Source organism: Sporocytophaga myxococcoides, from assembly GCF_000775915.1.
In the GTDB taxonomy this organism is placed as follows: domain Bacteria; phylum Bacteroidota; class Bacteroidia; order Cytophagales; family Cytophagaceae; genus Sporocytophaga; species Sporocytophaga myxococcoides_A.
Genome location: NZ_BBLT01000001.1, coordinates 709,582 through 727,559, shown reverse-complemented (window position 1 = coordinate 727,559; position 17,978 = coordinate 709,582). Strand labels below are relative to the sequence as shown.

Genomic DNA, 17,978 nt, shown 5'->3' with positions numbered 1-17,978 from the left:
AAAGCTTCCCAATGGGAAGCTTTTTGCTTTAAGATAGTTTATCTTCTACTAACTGCTTGATTATAGTATCTCAGAGCTTCTGGAAGTTGTTTTTTCAATTCCTCAATCCTGGTCTTATGACTTGGGTGAGTTGAAAGAAACTCCGGAGGTTCCCCTCCCTGGCTTGCTTTTTCCATCCTCTCCCAAAAGTTTATCGCTTCTCGAGGATCATAACCAGCCATTGACATAAATATTAAACCTATGCGGTCAGCTTCTGACTCCTGTAATCGGCTATAGGGAAGTAAAATTCCAACATTTGTTCCTACGCCATATGCTGCCATAAACAGATTCCTTGTCTCATTCGGTTTACTACTCAAAGCAACGTCAAGCGCCAGACCTCCAAGCTGAGCAGTTAACCCCTGGCTCATCCTTTCATTCCCATGCCTTGCAACGGCGTGGGCAATTTCATGTCCCATAACTGTTGCAAGTCCGGCATCATTCTTAGTAATAGGCAAAATACCAGTAAATACGACAACCTTTCCTCCAGGCATACACCAAGCATTGATTTGTGAATCTTCCACCAAATTAAACTGCCAATTATACCCTTCAAGCAATTTTGTCTGCTTTTCTTTCTTCATATAAGCCTCTACAGCATTGGCAATATTTCGTCCTACCTTTTCTACCTCCTCAGCCTGTGATGTATTATTTACGACCTTATTGGTTCTTAAAAACTCATTATACTCAGTCTTTGCAAGGGCCAATACCTGCGAATTAGGAACAATATCCAATTGTTTCCTTCCTGTCACCGGAACCTTGCTGCAGCCAATAACTATGGCAAATGACAATAGTATCAATTTCACTTTGTTCAACATCTCCATCAATCTCATCCATTTTGGTCCTATATTAGAAACCAATAAGGGAAAAGTATTGTTTTCCACACACTCACATTGAGATTTTATGCTATTTTTGCGCCAAAACTTTATATGAAGATTCTTGCAATAGGGAGAAACTATGCAGATCACATTAAGGAATTAAAAAATGAACAGCCCGAAGCGCCTGTAATATTTTTAAAACCCGATACTGCATTACTCCGGAATAATTCATCATTCTATTATCCTGACTTCAGCAATAACATCCATTTTGAAGTTGAGTTAATAATTAAGATTTCAAAAGAAGGAAAGAATATTGAAGAGAAGTTTGCTCATAAGTATTTTCAGGAAATTGGTCTGGGAATTGACTTTACAGCCAGGGATATTCAGGATAAAGCGAAAGCTGCAGGCTTACCTTGGACTCTAGCCAAAGGCTTTAACGGAAGTGCTCCTATCTCTGAATTTGTTCAGAAAACAAATTTTAAAGATCTGAATAATCTCAGCTTTTCACTGATACAAAACGGCGAGCTAAAACAATCCGGAAATTCCGGACAAATGATACATAATTTTGATGCAATCATCAGTTATATATCTAAATTCATAACACTAAAACAGGGAGACATTATCTTTACCGGCACTCCTGCTGGAGTTGGACCTGTTAAGATTGGCGACAGATTAGAAGGCTTTATTGAAAATGAAAAATTTATTGATTTCGAAGTTAAATAAGCTGATAAAATACTTATTAGTTATTTTACCTCTTACCTCTTTTTCTCAAACACAAATTCCAGTTGGCTACTTTCTGTTTCCGATAAAACCCGGCCAACAAAATTTTCTCGCCGGAAATATGGGAGAACTACGTCCAAATCACTTTCATGGTGGACTTGATATAAAAACAGAAATGAGAATAGGTCTTCCTGTTTATGCATCTGCAGATGGTTATGTCTCAAGGTTAAAAGTCTCTTCTTTCGGATATGGCAATACAGTATACATCACCCATCCAAATGGCTTGGTAACAGTATATGCACATCTAGATAAGTTCAATAAGGAAATCGGAGATTTTGTCCGACAGTTCCAATATGAAAACCAGCAATTTGAAGTAGATTTTACGCTCACAGAAGGTAAGCTTCCTGTTAAAAAGGGTGACATCATTGCTTTATCAGGAAACTCAGGTAGTTCAGGGGGACCACATCTTCACTATGAAATCAGAGATGCAAAAGAAAACCTTCTAAACCCTTTAGATTTTAAATTTTCAGAACTGAAAGATAACATTGCGCCTACTTTTGATAAAATAGCCCTCATTGCCACTGATGAAAAATCAAGAGTAAACCAGGAGTTTGGCAGGTTTGAATTTAAAGCAACAAAGTTAGGGACCAATTATACTATACCTTCCAAAATAACCGCTTGGGGCAATGTCGGTCTTCAGATTAAAGTAAATGACAAAATGAATGGAACAGCCAACTCATATGGAGTTAAATACATAAGAGTATACGCTGATGGAAAAATAATATTTGACCACGATCTGTCCACCTTCGGTTTTCATGAAAACAGATATATCAATGTCCACATGGACTATGAAGCACTTCTTGAAAGGGGAGTTAAGTTTCAGAAATGTTATATCAGTGATGGGGATAAATTAAGTACCTATAACAGGAGTCTGGGCAAAGGCCTTCTCAATCTTATAGATGGCCAGAATCATAAAATAGAAATTGAGATTGAAGATAGTTATGATAACATTTCAAAACTTATCTTCAACATTCAATCAACTGAACCTGTCAAAGGAACAATTATACCAAATTCTAAAGCTACCTGTGATTTTGAAGTTTCTGAAAATGTATTAAAGATAAGAGGTAAGGCAGCGAACAACTGCTCTGCAAAACTCTATTCTTCAAATGGATTATCCACACTAACTCCAGACTACTTTAAGAATGGACAGGCGATCTACCTTTATGATTTGAGAAAAGGTCTGCCAGATTCAGTAGCTTTGGACAACAAAACTCTCCATTTTAATTTTGTCGCGAGCATTCCACCGGGACAGGAAAAAACAATCAGGAGTGGTAATATGACTGTAAAAATTCCTGCTGATGCCATTTTTGATACGCTTTATCTGCAAACCAATATAGATACCACTTTAGAAGGGAAAGAATCATTTATACTTGGACATTATTCAACACCTCTTTTCACCGGAATAGATGTTGCATATGAAGCTGCCCATCCAGAAGCAATAGACAGAAGATGTTCCTATGTGAACATAAAAAACAAAATGCGCGGTCAACAGCATGAAAAAGGATGTTGGAATGAAAACACCATTTCCTTTAAAACCAAAAGCTTTGGAAAGTTTGTAATTGTGGAAGATTCAGTCAAGCCCATTATAAAAAGCTTGGGAGTATCTGGCAATTGTATAAAATTTACTATTGCTGATTCCAAATCAGGAATAGATTCTTTTAAAGCCACATTAAATGGAGAATGGATATTAATGAACTATGATCACAAGAGAAATCTGTTGTGGTCTGAGCGTTATGATAAAACAGTACCACTCAAAGGTGCATTTAAACTTGAAGTAAAAGATCAGGCAGGAAACATCAGTACATTTTCGACCAATATTCCTTGATTTAGGGTATTAGTTTTATGATATTGATGTTTCAAAAACTTATAATTTCTATGACATTAAATACTGGAGATAAAGCCCCCCTATTCGAAGGCAAAGATCAGGACGGAAAAGTAGTAAAGCTATCTGACTTTAAAGGGAAAAAAGTTGTTCTTTATTTTTACCCTAAAGATGATACTCCTGGCTGCACAGCTCAGGCTTGCAATCTGAGAGATAATTACAATGCCCTGATTAAAGCCAATTATGTCGTGCTAGGCGTAAGTAGTGATGATGAAAAATCACATCAGAAGTTTATTAAGAAATACAATTTGCCTTTTACCTTGATTGCCGATCCGGATAAAACGATCAATGAACTATATGGCGTATGGCAGGAAAAAACCAATTTTGGTAAAACCTACATGGGCACAGTCAGAACTACTTTTGTCATTGACGAAAATGGTGTAATTGAAGAAATTATATCAAAAGTAACTACAGAAAACCACACTGAACAGATATTAAAATAAACAATGAGCCTTTTATAGGGTTTTTACAATAAGGAGTAGAAAACTACTCCTTTTTTATTTTATTTAGATAAAAGGTGAAGTATAAAAATTACGTCTATCTATTAGTAGTATTTCTACTTTACGTTCAGCAAACTTTTTGTCAGACTAAAGTAGAAAAAACTCCTCCTACAACCCGTATATTATTTATACTGGATGCATCTGGCAGTATGTCTGATAAATGGGAACGCAGTACCAGAATGACAGTAGCTAAAAGGACACTTTGTGAACTGGTAGATTCTCTAAAAAACATTCCATATCTGGAAATTGGTCTTAGAGTATACGGTCATGAATGGGATAAAAGATATAACAACTGCAAGGATACTAAACTCGAAGTTCCATTCCGTCCCGGAAACCATGATGCTATAAAGATGAGAATTAAAAACATTGAGCCTAAAGGTACCACCCTTATTGCTCATAGTCTTAAAGAAGCAGCTTCTGATTTTCCCATAGATAAAAATTCAAGAAACGTCATCATACTACTCACCGATGGCATTGAGTCATGCGGAGGTGATCCTTGCGACCTTTCCAGAGAACTTCAAAAACGAAAAATCTTTCTTAAACCATTCATTATAGGCATAGGAAACGACGTAAGCTGGGATAAAGCATTTGAATGTATGGGCCAGTATTTTAATGCTATTAATGAAAATAAATTTAAAAACATGATGAACCTGATTCTGCATCAGACTTTATCGGAAACATCTGTGAAAGTAAAAATTCTGGATATTGATAACAAGCCAACAGAAACAAATGTCAATATCACTTTTTTTAATTCTGTAACCGGGGAACCCGTTTATGATTTCGTTCACTACCTTGATGATAAGGGAGAACCTGACAAACTTAAAGTAGATGCGATTCTCACCTATGACCTCGTTGTGAATACAATTCCAAGGGTTGAAAAAAAGAATATAGGTCTTATCGGAGGCAAAGAAAATGTTATTACTATTAAAGCACCGCAAGGATCTTTATTTATCCGGGAAAACTCCAAAGAGTACAAAGCACTTAAAGCTGTAGTAAGAGAGACTAAAAAATCCGAAACATTAAACATCCAGAATGCTGGCATTAAAGAGAAATACCTGGTGGGAACCTATGATGTAGAGGTCCTTACTTTACCCCGAACTATTTTTACAGATGTAAAGATCAAACAAAGCGAAACAACAGTGTTGGATATTGTCCAACCCGGTTCATTAAACATTATAGACCAGTTGGTTGGCTATGGAAGTATTTATGAGATAAAACCTAATGGAGAACAGGTGCTTATTCATAATCTGGAAAATGAAACCAGCAGAACCATGCTTACCATGCAACCAGGCAATTATAAGCTCATCTTCAGAACCAAAAAAAGTAATGGGGCTAATTTCACCGATGTACAAAACTTTTCCATCCGATCAGGAGCTACTACTACTCTGAGGCTCTACAACAACAAATAATTCCTCTCTCCTACTTCATTATTATTTTAGCTTTATGCTTAGTAAATTTAGGCATGATATCTCAAAGACATTTATTTCTACAATATCTTGCTCAAACCTCTGATGCCCCGTTGATGCTGGAAATTGTAAAAGCTGAAGGTATAAAGATGTTTGATAAAAACGGAAAAGCATATATCGATCTAATTTCAGGGATCGGGGTAAGCAATGTTGGGCACAGGCATCCAAAAGTTATTCAGGCTGTTAAGGACCAACTCGACAAATACCTTCATCTTATGGTATATGGAGAATTTATTCAATCTCCTCAAGTAAAACTTGCAGAGGCTTTAGCTAAAACCCTACCATCAGGATTAGACAATGTTTATCTTGTAAACTCCGGAAGCGAAGCTGTTGAAGGCGCTATAAAGCTGGCAAAAAGGGTTACCGGAAGGTATGAAATTATCTCTTTTAAAAATGCCTATCATGGAAGCACTACAGGTTCACTGGCTTTAAACGGTAATGAATACTTCAAGCAAGCCTTCCGGCCATTAATGCCGGGAATCAGACACCTTAATTTTAATGAAGAAGAAGATCTTGAATTTGTAACCAGCAATACTGCAGCAGTAATAGTAGAAAGTATACAGGGCGAAGCAGGTGTCAGAGTTCCCGAAAACAATTTTCTTAAAAAGCTAAGAGAAAGGTGTCTTGAAACAGGTGCTCTTTTTATTGCAGATGAAATACAGGCTGGTTTCGGCAGAACAGGTACTTTCTGGGGATTTGAAAATTTTGGAATAGTTCCCGACATTGTGGTATGTGCCAAAGGCATGGGTGGTGGTATGCCTATTGGTGCCTTTATAGCTCCAAAAGAACTGATGAAAAAACTTTCTTCAAATCCAGTTCTGGGTCATATTACTACTTTCGGGGGACACCCGGTATCTTGCGCTGCCGCCCTAGCGACAATCGATGTAATACAAGGTGAAAAGCTGGCAGAACAGGTACCATCTAAAGAAAAACTTTTCCTTAAACTATTAAAGCATCCGTTAATCCGTTCGGTGAGACATAAAGGTCTAATGATGGCGGTAGAGTTGGAGTCTTTTGAAATTCTAAAAAAGACCATTGATAAAGCCATTATGAAGGGAGTCCTCACCGATTGGTTTCTTTTTTGTGATAAAGCCATGAGAATTGCTCCTCCTCTAGTCATTACTGAAGAAGAAATAAAAATTTCCTGTGATCTGATAGTAGAGACTTTGGATGAAATTCAAAAAAACTGTTGAGGGCCAGTATCCTGGAAACAAATCATATTTGATCCTGTTGAATTAATAAGAGGAAACAAAAAGATTTATGGAAACTAAAACTAAACTTAATTTTGCAGATTTAATAAGCAATTCAGACAAACCGGTATTAGTTGATTTTTATGCAGGCTGGTGTGGCCCTTGTCAGGCAATGGCTCCTATGATCGAAGAGATAGCTGTTGAAATGTCTGAAAAAATTAAGGTTATAAAAGTAGATGTTGAAAAGAATCCTGCAGTTTCCACGGCTTATAAAATTTCAGGTATTCCAACATTAATATTATTTTATAAAGGACAGATTAAATGGAGACAATCAGGACTTATACCCAAACCTGAATTGTTAAGAATGCTCACTATTAACCTTTGAGATATAAATAAAACAAAGAGTGCCACAATTCTTTGCTGTATCTAATCTTATATACTATATAACATTTATCTTTCCTATATGGATATCTAAATTTTCTTTATACTCAAATAAAACTGAGTTATCAAAACAATGCTGCAAGTCGGCGGGTTTTAACATTAATGGTTGAGTAAAGAAAAAAACAATGGAGATAGAAATAGTGAATGAAATAAACAACAAGGAGCTTGCGCTTGCATTGACCCAATTTTACAAAGTATTGTATATAGACTTTGGGATCAGCAATTTCAATGAAAGAATAAGTGGATGGTATAACCTTACATGGGAAGAATTTAAAATAGAGTTAGAAAACCATAGTATAAATTTTAACCATTGTCTGCTAAACGACTGGGAAGCATTCTTTCATATTCATAAAAGAAAAGTACTTTCTTTGATGAATAGCTAAAAAATAAGATATTATAAAAAATACAAAGCGAAGAAGACCTTCGCTTTTTTTGTTTCCCAAAAAGCTAAGACAATAAAATAGCCAGAGTTATTTTAATTTAGCTCAGGCTGTTTTAATCTCTTCCGATAAAAATTATTATTTTTCCATAATAAACAATATCAACAAAATAACAGCAACAACCTGAATTCCAGCATGGACTAAAGGCAGAAATTTGGGTATTCCCCCTTTTCCGGTAGGATAACCTGCAAGCCAGGTGGGAATACCCTTAGTAAATAGCTTGTCCCTCATGAGCATGAACACCCCCAGAATCCCCCCAATCCAGAAAAGCATAAATGAAAAGTTAAACAAGACATTGTTTTGTCCGATATAGTCGGCACCAATATAAGTGAGCAGGCATAGTGTTGCCCCGGCTAAAATTCCATGAAGGGCAACCACAAAGTTCTGCCTGGGCTTATTTGCTCTCACATTGGCATATAACATAATGCCCATTATCATGGTGAATGCGATAAATACAAACAACAATACAATCATAATAGAATATTTATAAAAATTTATTAAGTTAACCCGACTCGGAAAAAATTGTTTCCTTATATTGGCCTTAACAATTTAGCCCTGTGAAATTTCTTTTCTTCTTTCTGCAATAGCTTATTAATCACCAAAGCCGCTTTTGCGCCTTCTGCAGCAGCTATAACTGCTAGCTGCATATCTTTTGCAGCATCCCCGGCTGCAAATATTCCTCTTACAGATGTCTGAAGATATTTATCTGTGTAAATAAGTCCATTGTCCGTAAACCTGCATCCCATCTGTTCTGCCAGATCTGATCGCTGAAACTTATCACTGCTGAAGAACAAGGCGGAGCGTTCGAGTGAGTCTCCATCTTCAAAAATAATTTTTTCCAACTGACCTGCTCTGCCTTCAAGTCTTGCTATCTTTCTGGTTTCCACTTTGATTTCCTTCATGTCCATCCATTCCATCTCGTCTCTGCTCACAGACTTGCCATTGGTACATAGGACAATATCATCCGACCAATTTGTTAGCGAAACCGCTAAACCCAAGCCTGATTTTCCATTTCCTCCAACTACGGCAATTGGTTTCAGCCTTACTTCCCAACCATCGCAATATGGACAATGGTGAACACTTCTGCCATACAAGCGATCAATTCCTGCTATTGGAGGTAATTGATCTACAATACCAGTTGCAAGTAAAATTTTTCTGGAATAAAATTTCTTTCCTTCCTCATCGGTAACTTCAAATGCATCGTTTTCAAAAAAATTAGCTTTCACTATTCTGCCCTCTTCAAAAGAAACATCATACTTATTCAGCTCTTCCTTCGCAATCCGAAGCAATTCCAATGGATTAATTCCATCTCTGGAGATAAATCCATGCAGGGCCTGACTCTTATAATTCCTTGGTTTTCCGGAATCAAATAAAAGTACCTTTCTTAAGCATCTGGCCAATAATAATGCTGCATTCAAGCCAGCTGGCCCTCCCCCTATAATTATAACATCATACAATTTTGAATTTGGTACTTTCATCTCTGCGCGCTTATTAACAATCTACTTATACAACTAGCGCTTTTCTTTTAATGTTATCCAGGAAGCAAAAACAATTCTAGTTTAGGTCAATCCTGAAAAAAACAGACATGAATTTTAATTTAGATATAGTTAGGGATGAAAGAATAAATAAACAGTACTAAAAAAATAAAGACGGTCAGCAATGTGACTGTTACATAATACTTAAATAAGCTAATATGATAAGAGGCCAGACAAATACCATTTTAAATGCTATTTGTCTGGCCTCACCTTATTGTATGAATAGATAAATCAACCGGAGCTGCTTATGATTTCATGTTGGTAAATTGCAAAGGGATTCCCAAATCTTCTTTTCTAAGTAGTCCTATTATTTCCTGCAAATCATCTATTTTTTTACCTGTAACCCTCACCATATCATCCATAATGGCCGGAGTTACCTTTGCTTTGGAGTCTTTAATGAGCTTAACCACCTTTTTAGACACCTCCTTATCAAGGCCGGTTCTTACTTTAAGGTTCTTTTTGATCATGCTTCCTGAAGCATATTCTTCTTCACTCATATCTAACGACTTACCGTCAATACCCTGCTTTACCATACGCGTTAGTATTGCATCTATCATTGCATTGATACGCATTGAATTTTCACTTACCAGATTAATAACATTTTCCTTTTTATCAAGGTCAATGGTACTTTTAGAGTCTCTGAAATCATATCTGTTCAGGATTTCTTTTTTGGCAACATTGATAGCATTGTCCAATGTTTGCGGATCAACTTTACTTACAATATCGAAAGATGGCATAGAAATAAAATTAAAATGTAAATTTAATCGGGTTTTGGTCAATTTAAAATTGGAAAGACAAAGAAAAGGTTTTAACCGACTTGCTGCAATTTATGATTATCTGCTATTAATTCCTCCTGGAAGAGGGTTTATTAAAAGTCAGGAGGAGTTAATCCATCTGCTTCCTGAGAAAAAAAGCTGTCTGATTATTGGAGGAGGCACAGGCAACTTTTTAAGATCTCTAATTATCTCCGGCAAGGTTACAAATATTGTAAATCTTGACATTTCTGAAAAAATGCTTGCTAAAGCGTCTGTAAAAATTAAAGATTTGTATCAGGATTGCAAAGTGGAGTTCCGGAGAGGCAGCTTCGACAAAATTGCAGAAGAAGAAAAATTCGATCTTATAATAACCAATTTTTTTCTTGACCTTTTCAGCCAGGAAGAAGTCAAAACCTGGATCAGCTTTATACATGAGAAGCTATCTAGTGAAGGCTTATTTTATTATACCGATCTGCAAATCAGCAGAGGCAAAACCTTGAGAACCTTCATGAAGAACATGTATATTAAAGTTTTGTACTTCTTCTTCAGAAATACAACCTCTATCAGCGGTAAAACTCTTATTGACCTCCGAACAGAAATACTTCAATCCGGTTTTAATATAATACATGAAAAAGGCTATCTGAAAGAGCTTTTTTATTCAGCCATTTTTAAAAAAAGGTCGTAAACATATTTAAATAATAATAAGGAATAATTTAAAGTTTTATATCTATATCTCTTATATTTCAGAGGTGCATTTAATATTCATTTTTAATCGTCTTCTAAAATGGCTAAAGCGAAAAAAGATAAAAAGATTTTTGTGCTGGATACTTCAGTCATACTTTATGACCACAATGCAGTCAAAAATTTTAAGGAACATGATATAGCGATTCCCATAACTGTTTTGGAGGAGCTTGACAATTTCAAGAAAGGTAATGATATCATTAACTTTGAGGCGAGAGAGTTCATCAGATTCCTGGATGATCTTTCCGGAACTTATATGTTACAGGACTGGATTCCTCTTCCTGGTAGCAATAAAGGACGTTTTAAGGTGGTGATGAACACATCTAGCAAAGCTACACTTGACGCTGAAAGAGTTTTTAATGATAATAAAGCCGATCACAGGATACTGAATGCTGCTCTGAATCTGCAACATGAGGCTAAAGACGCAAAAGTTGTTCTTGTCACCAAAGACATAAACTTGCGGTTGAAAGCTAAATCACTGAATTTACCTGCAGAAGACTATTCTACAGGAAAGATCAAAGATGTTGATAGTCTTTATACAGGGAGGACCTATATTGAAAACGTTCCTTATGAAGATATTAACCAAATCTATGAAAAAGGATCTATCCATAGTTCAATAATCCCCAAGCAACAACTGATACAGAACCACTATTATATATTAAAAAGTGAGAAAAATTCAGTTTTGGGTTATTATAATGCATCAGAAGATCGCATTGAGCATGTTGAGAAAAAAACTGTTTACGGCATAAAACCACGGAATGCAGAACAAACATTTGCCATTCATGCTATCATGAATCCAGATATAAAGCTAGTCTCTATGCAAGGAGTAGCTGGAACAGGCAAGACCCTACTTGCTCTTGCCGCCACATTGGAACAACGGAAAAACTTCAAACAGATCTATCTGGCAAGACCAATAGTACCACTTAGCAATAAAGATATAGGATATCTTCCAGGAGATATTAAAAGCAAACTGAATCCTTATATGGAACCATTGTTTGACAACCTGAAGTTTATTCAAAATCAGTTTAATGAGACAGATAGTGATTATCAGAGAATTACCGAAATGGTAAATAAAGAGAAGTTGGTCATAACTCCTTTAGCATATATCAGAGGAAGAAGCCTTTCAAATATATGCTTTATTGTAGACGAAGCTCAGAACCTTACTCCGCATGAAGTGAAAACAATTATTTCAAGGGCTGGAGAAAACACGAAAATTATCTTCACAGGTGATATTTACCAGATTGATACTCCTTATCTGGATTCTCAAAGTAACGGATTATCATTCCTGATTGACAGATTGAGGAATCATAAATTGTATGCTCACGTAACTCTTGAAAAAGGAGAGCGTTCTGAGCTGGCGAATCTTGCGAATGAGATGCTTTAAGCTAAATTAACAAGATCTAATAGAATTAACGATTGTTCAACTGTTTAACAAAAGTCTGTGCCTGTATTCATAACCATTCATTAAATATTTAATGAATGGTTATTTTTTCTCCGGTAGTTTCTCCAATTCTTGCCTCAACTTCAAACCTATTGTTATAATATCCTTTTCTCAAACTTTCTATTGCATAGATGGCAAGAAAGGTAAAAAAACCATAGCGCTGATATTGTCTTACATGCACAAGTTCATGATTCACCCATTGTTCCACTGCCATAAACTCATTCTTGTTTACCCCATGTAAATGAATGGTTTTACCAAACACAATAGCTATATTTTTGGACCCCATGTACCAGGCAGCCATTTTCGCTATTAATGATTTTTCCTTTATTTTAACTTTCATGATGTTCTCCCCCAATTAAAGAATCATTGCCGGGGCCTTCTGGTTCCTTCTCCTTGCTTTTAAGATATTCCTCTCCTGTTTTTCTGTAAAAATAGGCTGCTAATCCACCTGATAAGCTTCCAAAAAAGTGAGTCTCCCAGGAAACACCTCTGGTAAAGGGAAAAATACCCCAAACTAAACTACCATAGATGAAAATAATAATCAAGGAGAGAATCATTGCTTTTTGATTTTTGCGGAAAATTCCACTGAAAAAAAGAAAGCTGACTGAACCATAAATGATACCACTAGATCCTATATGGTACCCTTGGCCAACTGCAGAAATCCAAACCCAGATATTAGGGAGGAAATAGATCCAAAGGAAAATTTCAAACGCTATTGTTCTATAAAAGTAAAACATAGCCATTCCCAAAATGAGCAAAGGAAATGTATTTGATATCAGATGATTGAAATCTCCATGTATTAAGGGAGCAAATGCCACCCCGGTCAGCCCCAAAAATGTTCTTGGAAAAATACCAAATCTACTAAGATCATACCCATACCTGAGCTCAAACACCTTGACTCCCCAAAGTACCATTATGTACACAAACGGATACAGAAAACTCTGATAAAAACTTCTTCTTGCAACTTCCATGAATTAATCCCCGATTATGAGGTCCGCTATATAATTGACCAACGACACTATTAAACTAAATAAAAGGGCCCACCAGAAATTCAATACCTCAAATCCATCAATCATCCAAGCTGTCAATAGAATTATCACTGCATTAATTACCAGTAAAAATAAGCCTAAAGTAAGTATTGTTACCGGTATTGTTAATAGGATTAAAACGGGACGAAGGATTACATTTAAGATTGACAGAACAAACATTACCAGCAATGCAACACCGAAACTTTTAATCAAAATTCCCGGCAACAAAAATGTAGCTCCTAGAATAATGGCTGCAGATATTAATAGTTTGAATATGTATTTCATCTCTGGTTCATTTATATAGTGGGCAATTTCGTACCTACTTTATGAACGCTTTCAAATTCCTCATTGTTAATTTTTCCCAAAAAAAACGCCAACTAAAGATTGTATTTTTCTCCTAAATAAAACTAAATAAATCAAGTTTACATTTATAAATTCACTGGTCGATCACAAATGTAAACATCATAATTTACATTTATAACTATATAATTTTACCAATACATACTTATAAAGTTCTAAAATTAGATCTTTTAAATACTCTAACAAGTCATAAAAGTAAATTCAAGACAGTGCAATTTAATATATGATTTAACTTTAAAGTATAAGTTAAAACATTTCACATCTGTAACTTGATAATAAATAAAATAATCAACACAAAACATAAAATACTAAGTAATTTAGTAATTAATTTTATTATATTAAAAATCATATTTACAATTGTAAGTAACAAAAATCAGTAGTTTTTTATGGCCTATTTACAGGATTGAACAATAATATAAATATAATTAAAACAATCCATGTGTATCATTTACAATTGTAACAAAATGTGTTTTTAGATATAATTACTAATGTTTACACAATTAAACAGGAAAATAATTTTTTTAAGAAAAGAAAGATTGACGAATCAGATTATGAAAAGATAAAGCTGAACAAAAAAATAACTTATTTATTAAAGAGAGAGGAAGGATAAAATTCTAATTGGAATTAATTGAGGCATTCATTAATTTCATTCATCAATCCTTAAACTTAAGATACTATGAAGAGGGCATTTTTATTTTTACTCATTGTTGCACTTTTTTCATCCTGCGGAGACGATGAAAAAAATATAACTATTTCTGGAGCATTTGCCTTATACCCTCTTGCTATAAAATGGGCAGAAGAATATAATAAAATTCACCCTGAAGTTAAAATTGACATCACGGCGGGTGGAGCTGGCAAGGGTATGGCTGACGTGATTTCTGGTAATGTCGATTTAGGAATGGTTTCCAGAGAAATTAATCCAGTAGAACATGAACGAGGTGCTTTCGAATTTGCCGTAACCATAGATGCCGTAATTCCAACCATCAATGATAAGAATCCAAATATTGCAGAAGTACAAAAAAAAGGACTAACAAAAGAGAACTTTCAGGATATCTGGATCACGGAAAAATTAAAAACATGGGGAGACGCATTAGGCACCAAATCCACTGATCCTATTAAAGTTTATACTCGTTCGGATGCTGCAGGTGCACCTGAAACCTGGGCAAAATATCTTGGCAAAAAACAGGAAGATCTGAAAGGTGTTGGAGTATTCGGAGACCCAGGCCTCGCACAGGTAGTTAAACAAGATAAGTTTGCAATCGGATTTAACAACATCGCATATGTGTATGACAAATCTACCGGAAAAACTTCTCCGGGAATTGCTGTCATTCCGATCGACATTGACGGAAATGGTAAAATCACTCCAGAAGAGAATTTTTATGGAACTTTAAATGAACTTATGGAGGGAATAGCCAAAGGAATTTTCCCTCACCCTCCTGCCCGTCCACTATATTTTGTGACTAAAGGGGAGCCAACTTCGCAAACTATAAAGACATTTTTAAACTGGGTATTAACCGACGGTCAGCAATTTGTGAAAGAAGCAGGATATGTGAATCTATCCAAAGATCAACTCGAGGAAGAGCTAAAAAAACTTAAGTAAATCATAAGGTAATATTTTGCCTGACTTTTATCTCTAAAGGTCAGGCAATCATTAAATTCTTTTTTTTCTCCTTGTTAAGGTTCATCTCCTCACATCGATTTTCAAAAATTCAAATGAAATAATAGTGGTAAATGATAAATTCAATTCAAGATCTTTTTTTTTGCAAATTCCACCTCGGACATACCTTGAAGTGAGCCTTTAGGACCTTTTTTTCAAACTGTAATACTTATTCTTCATTCTGTTTAAAATTTTTATCTACTGACAAACTTTATCACCCCTGAAAAGTAAATAAGTTTAAATCATTGGGTTAAACTAAATCATTATACAAAAGGGGGGAATCTTGGGAAAAACAGACTTATATCATAGGCGACTCTGGATTGAGAAGCTTAGTTTCTGGGCAATGAAAGGTCTAACCTACTTTTCAATCACACTCCTGTTTTTGATATTAATCGGACTTATTTACAAATCTGTACCAATTTTAAAAGAAACCTCGTTCGGGAATTTATTTTTTTCTACAGAATGGCAGCCTTTAAAAATGAAATTTGGCCTGCTTCCATTTATTATTAGCACACTTTATGTAACTATAGTTGCTGTTGTCATCTCAGTACCACTTTGTCTTCTCTCAGCTATTTATCTTTCTGAATATGCAGATAAAAGGGTTATAGCCTTTGTTAATCCATTAATAGATATACTAGCCGGTATCCCTTCTGTTATTTTCGGAATCTGGGGCATTATTGAAGTAGTGCCATTGGTAAGAGATTATATAGCTCCGGCTTTTGGAATTACTTCTTCCGGATATACTATTCTCACAGGAGGTATAGTTCTTTCCATAATGATCTTTCCTATCATTATTCACGTTCTTCTTGAAGTTTTTGAAACAATTCCGGAAGATCTTAAAAGCGCATCGCTTTCTGTAGGCGCCACTAAATGGCAAACAGTAAAACTGGTAATACTGAGAAAAGCTGCCCCTGGGGTAATTTCTGCTATTGTTCTGGGACTTTCCAGAGCTTTTGGGGAGACACTTGCAGTATTAATGGTTGTTGGAAATGTGATTATGATCCCTATCAGCCCTTTAGATCCAGGATATCCGATCACCGCATTAATAGCTAATAATTACGGAGAAATGATGTCTATCCCGCTGTACGATTCAGCATTAATGCTTGCCTCCCTCATCCTGTTTGTGATCGTACTGATTTTCAATTTCATATCCAGAAGAATTCTAAAAAATATAGAAAGAAAAATAGCATAAGATTATGAACATAAATAAGGTGGAAGAAGGGATTTTTAAAGTATTGATGAAGGCCTCTACTTTACTCGTATTGGTAAGTCTGTTTTTAATTATTTACAGCATTCTTCAGAAAGGTTTGCCATCATTATCCTGGGCAATGATCACTCAAACACCCAAAGGAGGATTTTTTCTTGGAAAAGGAGGAGGTATTTTAAATGCCATTGTAGGTTCTTTATATCTCGCTGGAGGTTCAACAATTCTCGGGTTGCTTATAAGTTTACCTGTGGCCCTTTATTTGAATGTATACAGGACCAAAACATCCCGGTTTGCAGATTTTACCCGATTATGCCTTGACGTTTTATGGGGAATCCCTTCCATTGTATATGGAGCATTTGGCTTTGCAATCATGCTTTTGATTGGATTAAAAGCTTCTTTACTAGCAGGAATTTTTACCCTTACTTTAATGGTTATACCTATAATGGTAAGAGCTATGGATGAAGTTATAATGACCGTGCCAAAAGGTTTAATAGATGCTTCTTATTCCCTTGGTGCCACCAAAATTGAAACATCTATAAAAGTGGTAAGCAAACAGGTTTTACCCGGAATACTCACTGCTGTTCTAATCTCCTTTGGCAGAAGTATCGGAGACGCTGCTTCAGTACTATTTACTTCCGGATTTACTGATAGAATCCCAACTTCGTTAATGCAACCTGCAGCAAATCTGCCGCTGGCCATTTTCTTTCAGTTGAGTACTCCTATTCCTGAGGTTCAGGACAGAGCCTATGCCTCGGCACTGGTTCTGACTGTCATTATCCTTCTTATAAGTATCTTATCCCGAATCGCTACAAAAAAATTCACTAAACATAAAAGTTTAGTTTAAAATTTGAGATAAATGAAAATGGCAACTGAAATATTCGTACCGCAAATAACTGATATCTGTGATGAAGGTAATATCTGTGTGGAGGGGTTAAATGTTTTTTATGGAGACAGACAAGCTCTTAAGGATATTAACATAACCTTACCAGCCAAAAAAATCACGGCAATCATCGGTCCATCAGGTTGCGGAAAAACAACTTTGCTTAAATGCTTTAATCGTTTGATTGACTCCATTGACGGTACTAAAGTTACAGGTAAAGTAATGTTAAATGGAGAAGATATATTTGACCCTCATGCCGATGTAATTAAGATCAGAAAAAAAATGGGACTTTTATCCCAAAGACCTTACCCGTTACCTATGTCCATCTTTGACAATGTAGCATATGGGCCAAGGATACATGGTATAAGGAAAAAGTCGGAATTAAATCAAATTGTTGAATACTATCTTAAAGAGGCAAGTCTGTGGGACGAAGTAAAGGACAGGCTTAATACTCCCGCTTCGGGATTGTCCATTGGGCAACAACAAAGGCTTTGTCTTGCAAGAGGGCTGGCGGTTAAACCTGAAATTATCCTCGGAGACGAACCTACTTCAGCATTAGACCCCATATCAAGTGCGCACATTGAACAAAAATTTGTGGAGTTTAAAAATAAGTATACCATTGTAATGGTAACTCACATACTCAGACAAGCTATCCGTATCGCGGATTATATCATATTTATGTATCTGGGTGAAATTATAGAACATGGTCCCGCTTATCAGGTATTGGAAAATCCGAAAGACAAAAGGACTTCTGATTATATTAAAGGGATAATAAGCTAAAAAGTCCCGACAAAGTATCAAGATCTTTGTCGGGACTTTTATCT

20 protein-coding genes are annotated in these 17,978 nt (G+C 35.7%); 13 read left to right on the top strand and 7 right to left on the bottom strand.

The annotated features are described in order from the left end of the window. Positions 1-38 precede the first annotated feature (38 nt). Complete coding sequence (locus tag MYP_RS02940; protein WP_231569994.1) at positions 39-917, bottom strand: M48 family metallopeptidase; 879 nt, start codon at positions 915-917, stop codon at positions 39-41. 45 nt (positions 918-962) lie between these two features. On the opposite strand from MYP_RS02940, the gene MYP_RS02935 reads away from it, so the two are divergent. The 7 genes from MYP_RS02935 (at position 963) to MYP_RS02905 (ending at position 7,493) form a co-directional block, all read left to right on the top strand. After that, on the top strand, positions 963-1,574 hold the full coding sequence (locus MYP_RS02935; RefSeq protein WP_045458187.1) for a fumarylacetoacetate hydrolase family protein: 612 nt from the start codon (positions 963-965) through the stop codon (positions 1,572-1,574). After that, positions 1,543-3,456, top strand: coding sequence for a M23 family metallopeptidase (locus tag MYP_RS02930; protein WP_052429913.1), 1,914 nt, complete (start codon positions 1,543-1,545; stop codon positions 3,454-3,456). The genes MYP_RS02935 and MYP_RS02930 overlap by 32 nt, the downstream gene beginning before the upstream one ends. A 50-nt stretch (positions 3,457-3,506) precedes the next feature. After that, on the top strand, positions 3,507-3,956 hold the full coding sequence (gene bcp, locus MYP_RS02925; RefSeq protein ID WP_045459130.1) for a thioredoxin-dependent thiol peroxidase: 450 nt from the start codon (positions 3,507-3,509) through the stop codon (positions 3,954-3,956). 74 nt (positions 3,957-4,030) lie between these two features. Beyond that, positions 4,031-5,422 carry a vWA domain-containing protein gene (locus tag MYP_RS02920; RefSeq protein ID WP_045458184.1) on the top strand — a complete coding sequence of 464 codons (1,392 nt, stop codon included), beginning with the start codon at positions 4,031-4,033 and terminating at the stop codon, positions 5,420-5,422. 56 nt (positions 5,423-5,478) lie between these two features. Beyond that, on the top strand, positions 5,479-6,672 hold the full coding sequence (locus MYP_RS02915) for an aspartate aminotransferase family protein (protein WP_045459127.1): 1,194 nt from the start codon (positions 5,479-5,481) through the stop codon (positions 6,670-6,672). A 67-nt stretch (positions 6,673-6,739) separates the two neighbouring features. After that, entirely contained in the window at positions 6,740-7,054 is a 315-nt protein-coding gene (gene trxA / locus MYP_RS02910) for a thioredoxin (RefSeq protein ID WP_045458180.1), read from the top strand. A 181-nt stretch (positions 7,055-7,235) separates the two neighbouring features. Continuing rightward, positions 7,236-7,493, top strand: coding sequence for a hypothetical protein (locus MYP_RS02905; RefSeq protein ID WP_045458176.1), 258 nt, complete (start codon positions 7,236-7,238; stop codon positions 7,491-7,493). A 135-nt stretch (positions 7,494-7,628) separates the two neighbouring features. Here the strand turns inward: MYP_RS02905 and MYP_RS02900 are convergent, their stop codons facing one another. The 3 genes from MYP_RS02900 to MYP_RS02890 all read right to left on the bottom strand — a co-directional run bounded on the left by MYP_RS02900 (position 7,629) and on the right by MYP_RS02890 (position 9,822). Beyond that, the gene (locus MYP_RS02900; protein WP_045458173.1) at positions 7,629-8,024 is read right to left on the bottom strand and encodes a hypothetical protein; all 396 of its coding nucleotides are present in this window, start codon (positions 8,022-8,024) and stop codon (positions 7,629-7,631) included. A 56-nt stretch (positions 8,025-8,080) separates the two neighbouring features. After that, positions 8,081-9,028 (bottom strand): NAD(P)/FAD-dependent oxidoreductase, encoded by a 948-nt coding sequence (locus MYP_RS02895; protein WP_045458170.1) that lies wholly within the window; start codon positions 9,026-9,028, stop codon positions 8,081-8,083. Positions 9,029-9,330: 302 nt separating this feature from the next. Beyond that, a complete protein-coding gene (locus MYP_RS02890; protein WP_045458168.1) occupies positions 9,331-9,822 on the bottom strand; it encodes a YajQ family cyclic di-GMP-binding protein in 492 nt (163 codons plus the stop codon). A 49-nt stretch (positions 9,823-9,871) separates the two neighbouring features. Between MYP_RS02890 and MYP_RS02885 the strand changes: the two genes are divergently transcribed. Both MYP_RS02885 and MYP_RS02880 read left to right on the top strand, forming a co-directional pair. Continuing rightward, complete coding sequence (locus tag MYP_RS02885; protein WP_045458165.1) at positions 9,872-10,525, top strand: class I SAM-dependent methyltransferase; 654 nt, start codon at positions 9,872-9,874, stop codon at positions 10,523-10,525. A gap of 99 nt (positions 10,526-10,624) precedes the next feature. Continuing rightward, a complete protein-coding gene (locus MYP_RS02880) occupies positions 10,625-11,965 on the top strand; it encodes a PhoH family protein (RefSeq protein WP_045458161.1) in 1,341 nt (446 codons plus the stop codon). Between the two features lie 88 nt (positions 11,966-12,053). Here the strand turns inward: MYP_RS02880 and MYP_RS02875 are convergent, their stop codons facing one another. The 3 genes from MYP_RS02875 to MYP_RS25630 are packed head-to-tail and all read right to left on the bottom strand — an operon-like array spanning position 12,054 to position 13,335. Then, complete coding sequence (locus MYP_RS02875) at positions 12,054-12,362, bottom strand: hypothetical protein (protein WP_045458158.1); 309 nt, start codon at positions 12,360-12,362, stop codon at positions 12,054-12,056. Then, the gene (locus tag MYP_RS02870) at positions 12,352-12,993 is read right to left on the bottom strand and encodes a rhomboid family intramembrane serine protease (RefSeq protein WP_045458155.1); all 642 of its coding nucleotides are present in this window, start codon (positions 12,991-12,993) and stop codon (positions 12,352-12,354) included. The genes MYP_RS02875 and MYP_RS02870 overlap by 11 nt, the downstream gene beginning before the upstream one ends. 3 nt (positions 12,994-12,996) lie before the next feature. Further along, a complete protein-coding gene (locus tag MYP_RS25630; protein ID WP_081990379.1) occupies positions 12,997-13,335 on the bottom strand; it encodes a phage holin family protein in 339 nt (112 codons plus the stop codon). Positions 13,336-14,086: 751 nt separating this feature from the next. Between MYP_RS25630 and MYP_RS02860 the strand changes: the two genes are divergently transcribed. The 4 genes from MYP_RS02860 to pstB all read left to right on the top strand — a co-directional run bounded on the left by MYP_RS02860 (position 14,087) and on the right by pstB (position 17,934). Continuing rightward, positions 14,087-15,010, top strand: coding sequence for a PstS family phosphate ABC transporter substrate-binding protein (locus MYP_RS02860; RefSeq protein WP_045458151.1), 924 nt, complete (start codon positions 14,087-14,089; stop codon positions 15,008-15,010). Positions 15,011-15,410: 400 nt separating this feature from the next. Next, positions 15,411-16,259, top strand: a complete 849-nt coding sequence (gene pstC / locus MYP_RS02855) for a phosphate ABC transporter permease subunit PstC (RefSeq protein WP_045458147.1) — start codon at positions 15,411-15,413, stop codon at positions 16,257-16,259. Positions 16,260-16,263: 4 nt separating this feature from the next. After that, positions 16,264-17,118, top strand: a complete 855-nt coding sequence (gene pstA, locus MYP_RS02850) for a phosphate ABC transporter permease PstA (RefSeq protein WP_045458144.1) — start codon at positions 16,264-16,266, stop codon at positions 17,116-17,118. A gap of 12 nt (positions 17,119-17,130) precedes the next feature. Then, positions 17,131-17,934: a phosphate ABC transporter ATP-binding protein PstB gene (gene pstB, locus MYP_RS02845; protein ID WP_045458140.1), complete on the top strand. Its 804-nt coding sequence runs from the start codon at positions 17,131-17,133 to the stop codon at positions 17,932-17,934. The last annotated feature ends 44 nt before the right edge of the window (positions 17,935-17,978 follow it).

What these genes read in the sequence shown, in the direction of transcription:
- MYP_RS02935 (WP_045458187.1), top strand. Translation starts at nt 963, where the DNA reads ATGAAGATTCTTGCAATAGGGAGAAACTATGCAGATCACATTAAGGAA.
- MYP_RS02930 (WP_052429913.1), top strand. Translation starts at nt 1,543, where the DNA reads ATGAAAAATTTATTGATTTCGAAGTTAAATAAGCTGATAAAATACTTA.
- bcp (WP_045459130.1), top strand. Translation starts at nt 3,507, where the DNA reads ATGACATTAAATACTGGAGATAAAGCCCCCCTATTCGAAGGCAAAGAT.
- trxA (WP_045458180.1), top strand. Translation starts at nt 6,740, where the DNA reads ATGGAAACTAAAACTAAACTTAATTTTGCAGATTTAATAAGCAATTCA.
- MYP_RS02905 (WP_045458176.1), top strand. Translation starts at nt 7,236, where the DNA reads ATGGAGATAGAAATAGTGAATGAAATAAACAACAAGGAGCTTGCGCTT.
- MYP_RS02900 (WP_045458173.1), bottom strand. Translation starts at nt 8,024, where the DNA reads ATGATTGTATTGTTGTTTGTATTTATCGCATTCACCATGATAATGGGC.
- MYP_RS02895 (WP_045458170.1), bottom strand. Translation starts at nt 9,028, where the DNA reads ATGAAAGTACCAAATTCAAAATTGTATGATGTTATAATTATAGGGGGA.
- MYP_RS02890 (WP_045458168.1), bottom strand. Translation starts at nt 9,822, where the DNA reads ATGCCATCTTTCGATATTGTAAGTAAAGTTGATCCGCAAACATTGGAC.
- MYP_RS02880 (WP_045458161.1), top strand. Translation starts at nt 10,625, where the DNA reads ATGGCTAAAGCGAAAAAAGATAAAAAGATTTTTGTGCTGGATACTTCA.
- MYP_RS02875 (WP_045458158.1), bottom strand. Translation starts at nt 12,362, where the DNA reads ATGAAAGTTAAAATAAAGGAAAAATCATTAATAGCGAAAATGGCTGCC.
- MYP_RS02870 (WP_045458155.1), bottom strand. Translation starts at nt 12,993, where the DNA reads ATGGAAGTTGCAAGAAGAAGTTTTTATCAGAGTTTTCTGTATCCGTTT.
- MYP_RS25630 (WP_081990379.1), bottom strand. Translation starts at nt 13,335, where the DNA reads ATGAAATACATATTCAAACTATTAATATCTGCAGCCATTATTCTAGGA.
- MYP_RS02860 (WP_045458151.1), top strand. Translation starts at nt 14,087, where the DNA reads ATGAAGAGGGCATTTTTATTTTTACTCATTGTTGCACTTTTTTCATCC.
- pstC (WP_045458147.1), top strand. Translation starts at nt 15,411, where the DNA reads ATGAAAGGTCTAACCTACTTTTCAATCACACTCCTGTTTTTGATATTA.
- pstA (WP_045458144.1), top strand. Translation starts at nt 16,264, where the DNA reads ATGAACATAAATAAGGTGGAAGAAGGGATTTTTAAAGTATTGATGAAG.
- pstB (WP_045458140.1), top strand. Translation starts at nt 17,131, where the DNA reads ATGAAAATGGCAACTGAAATATTCGTACCGCAAATAACTGATATCTGT.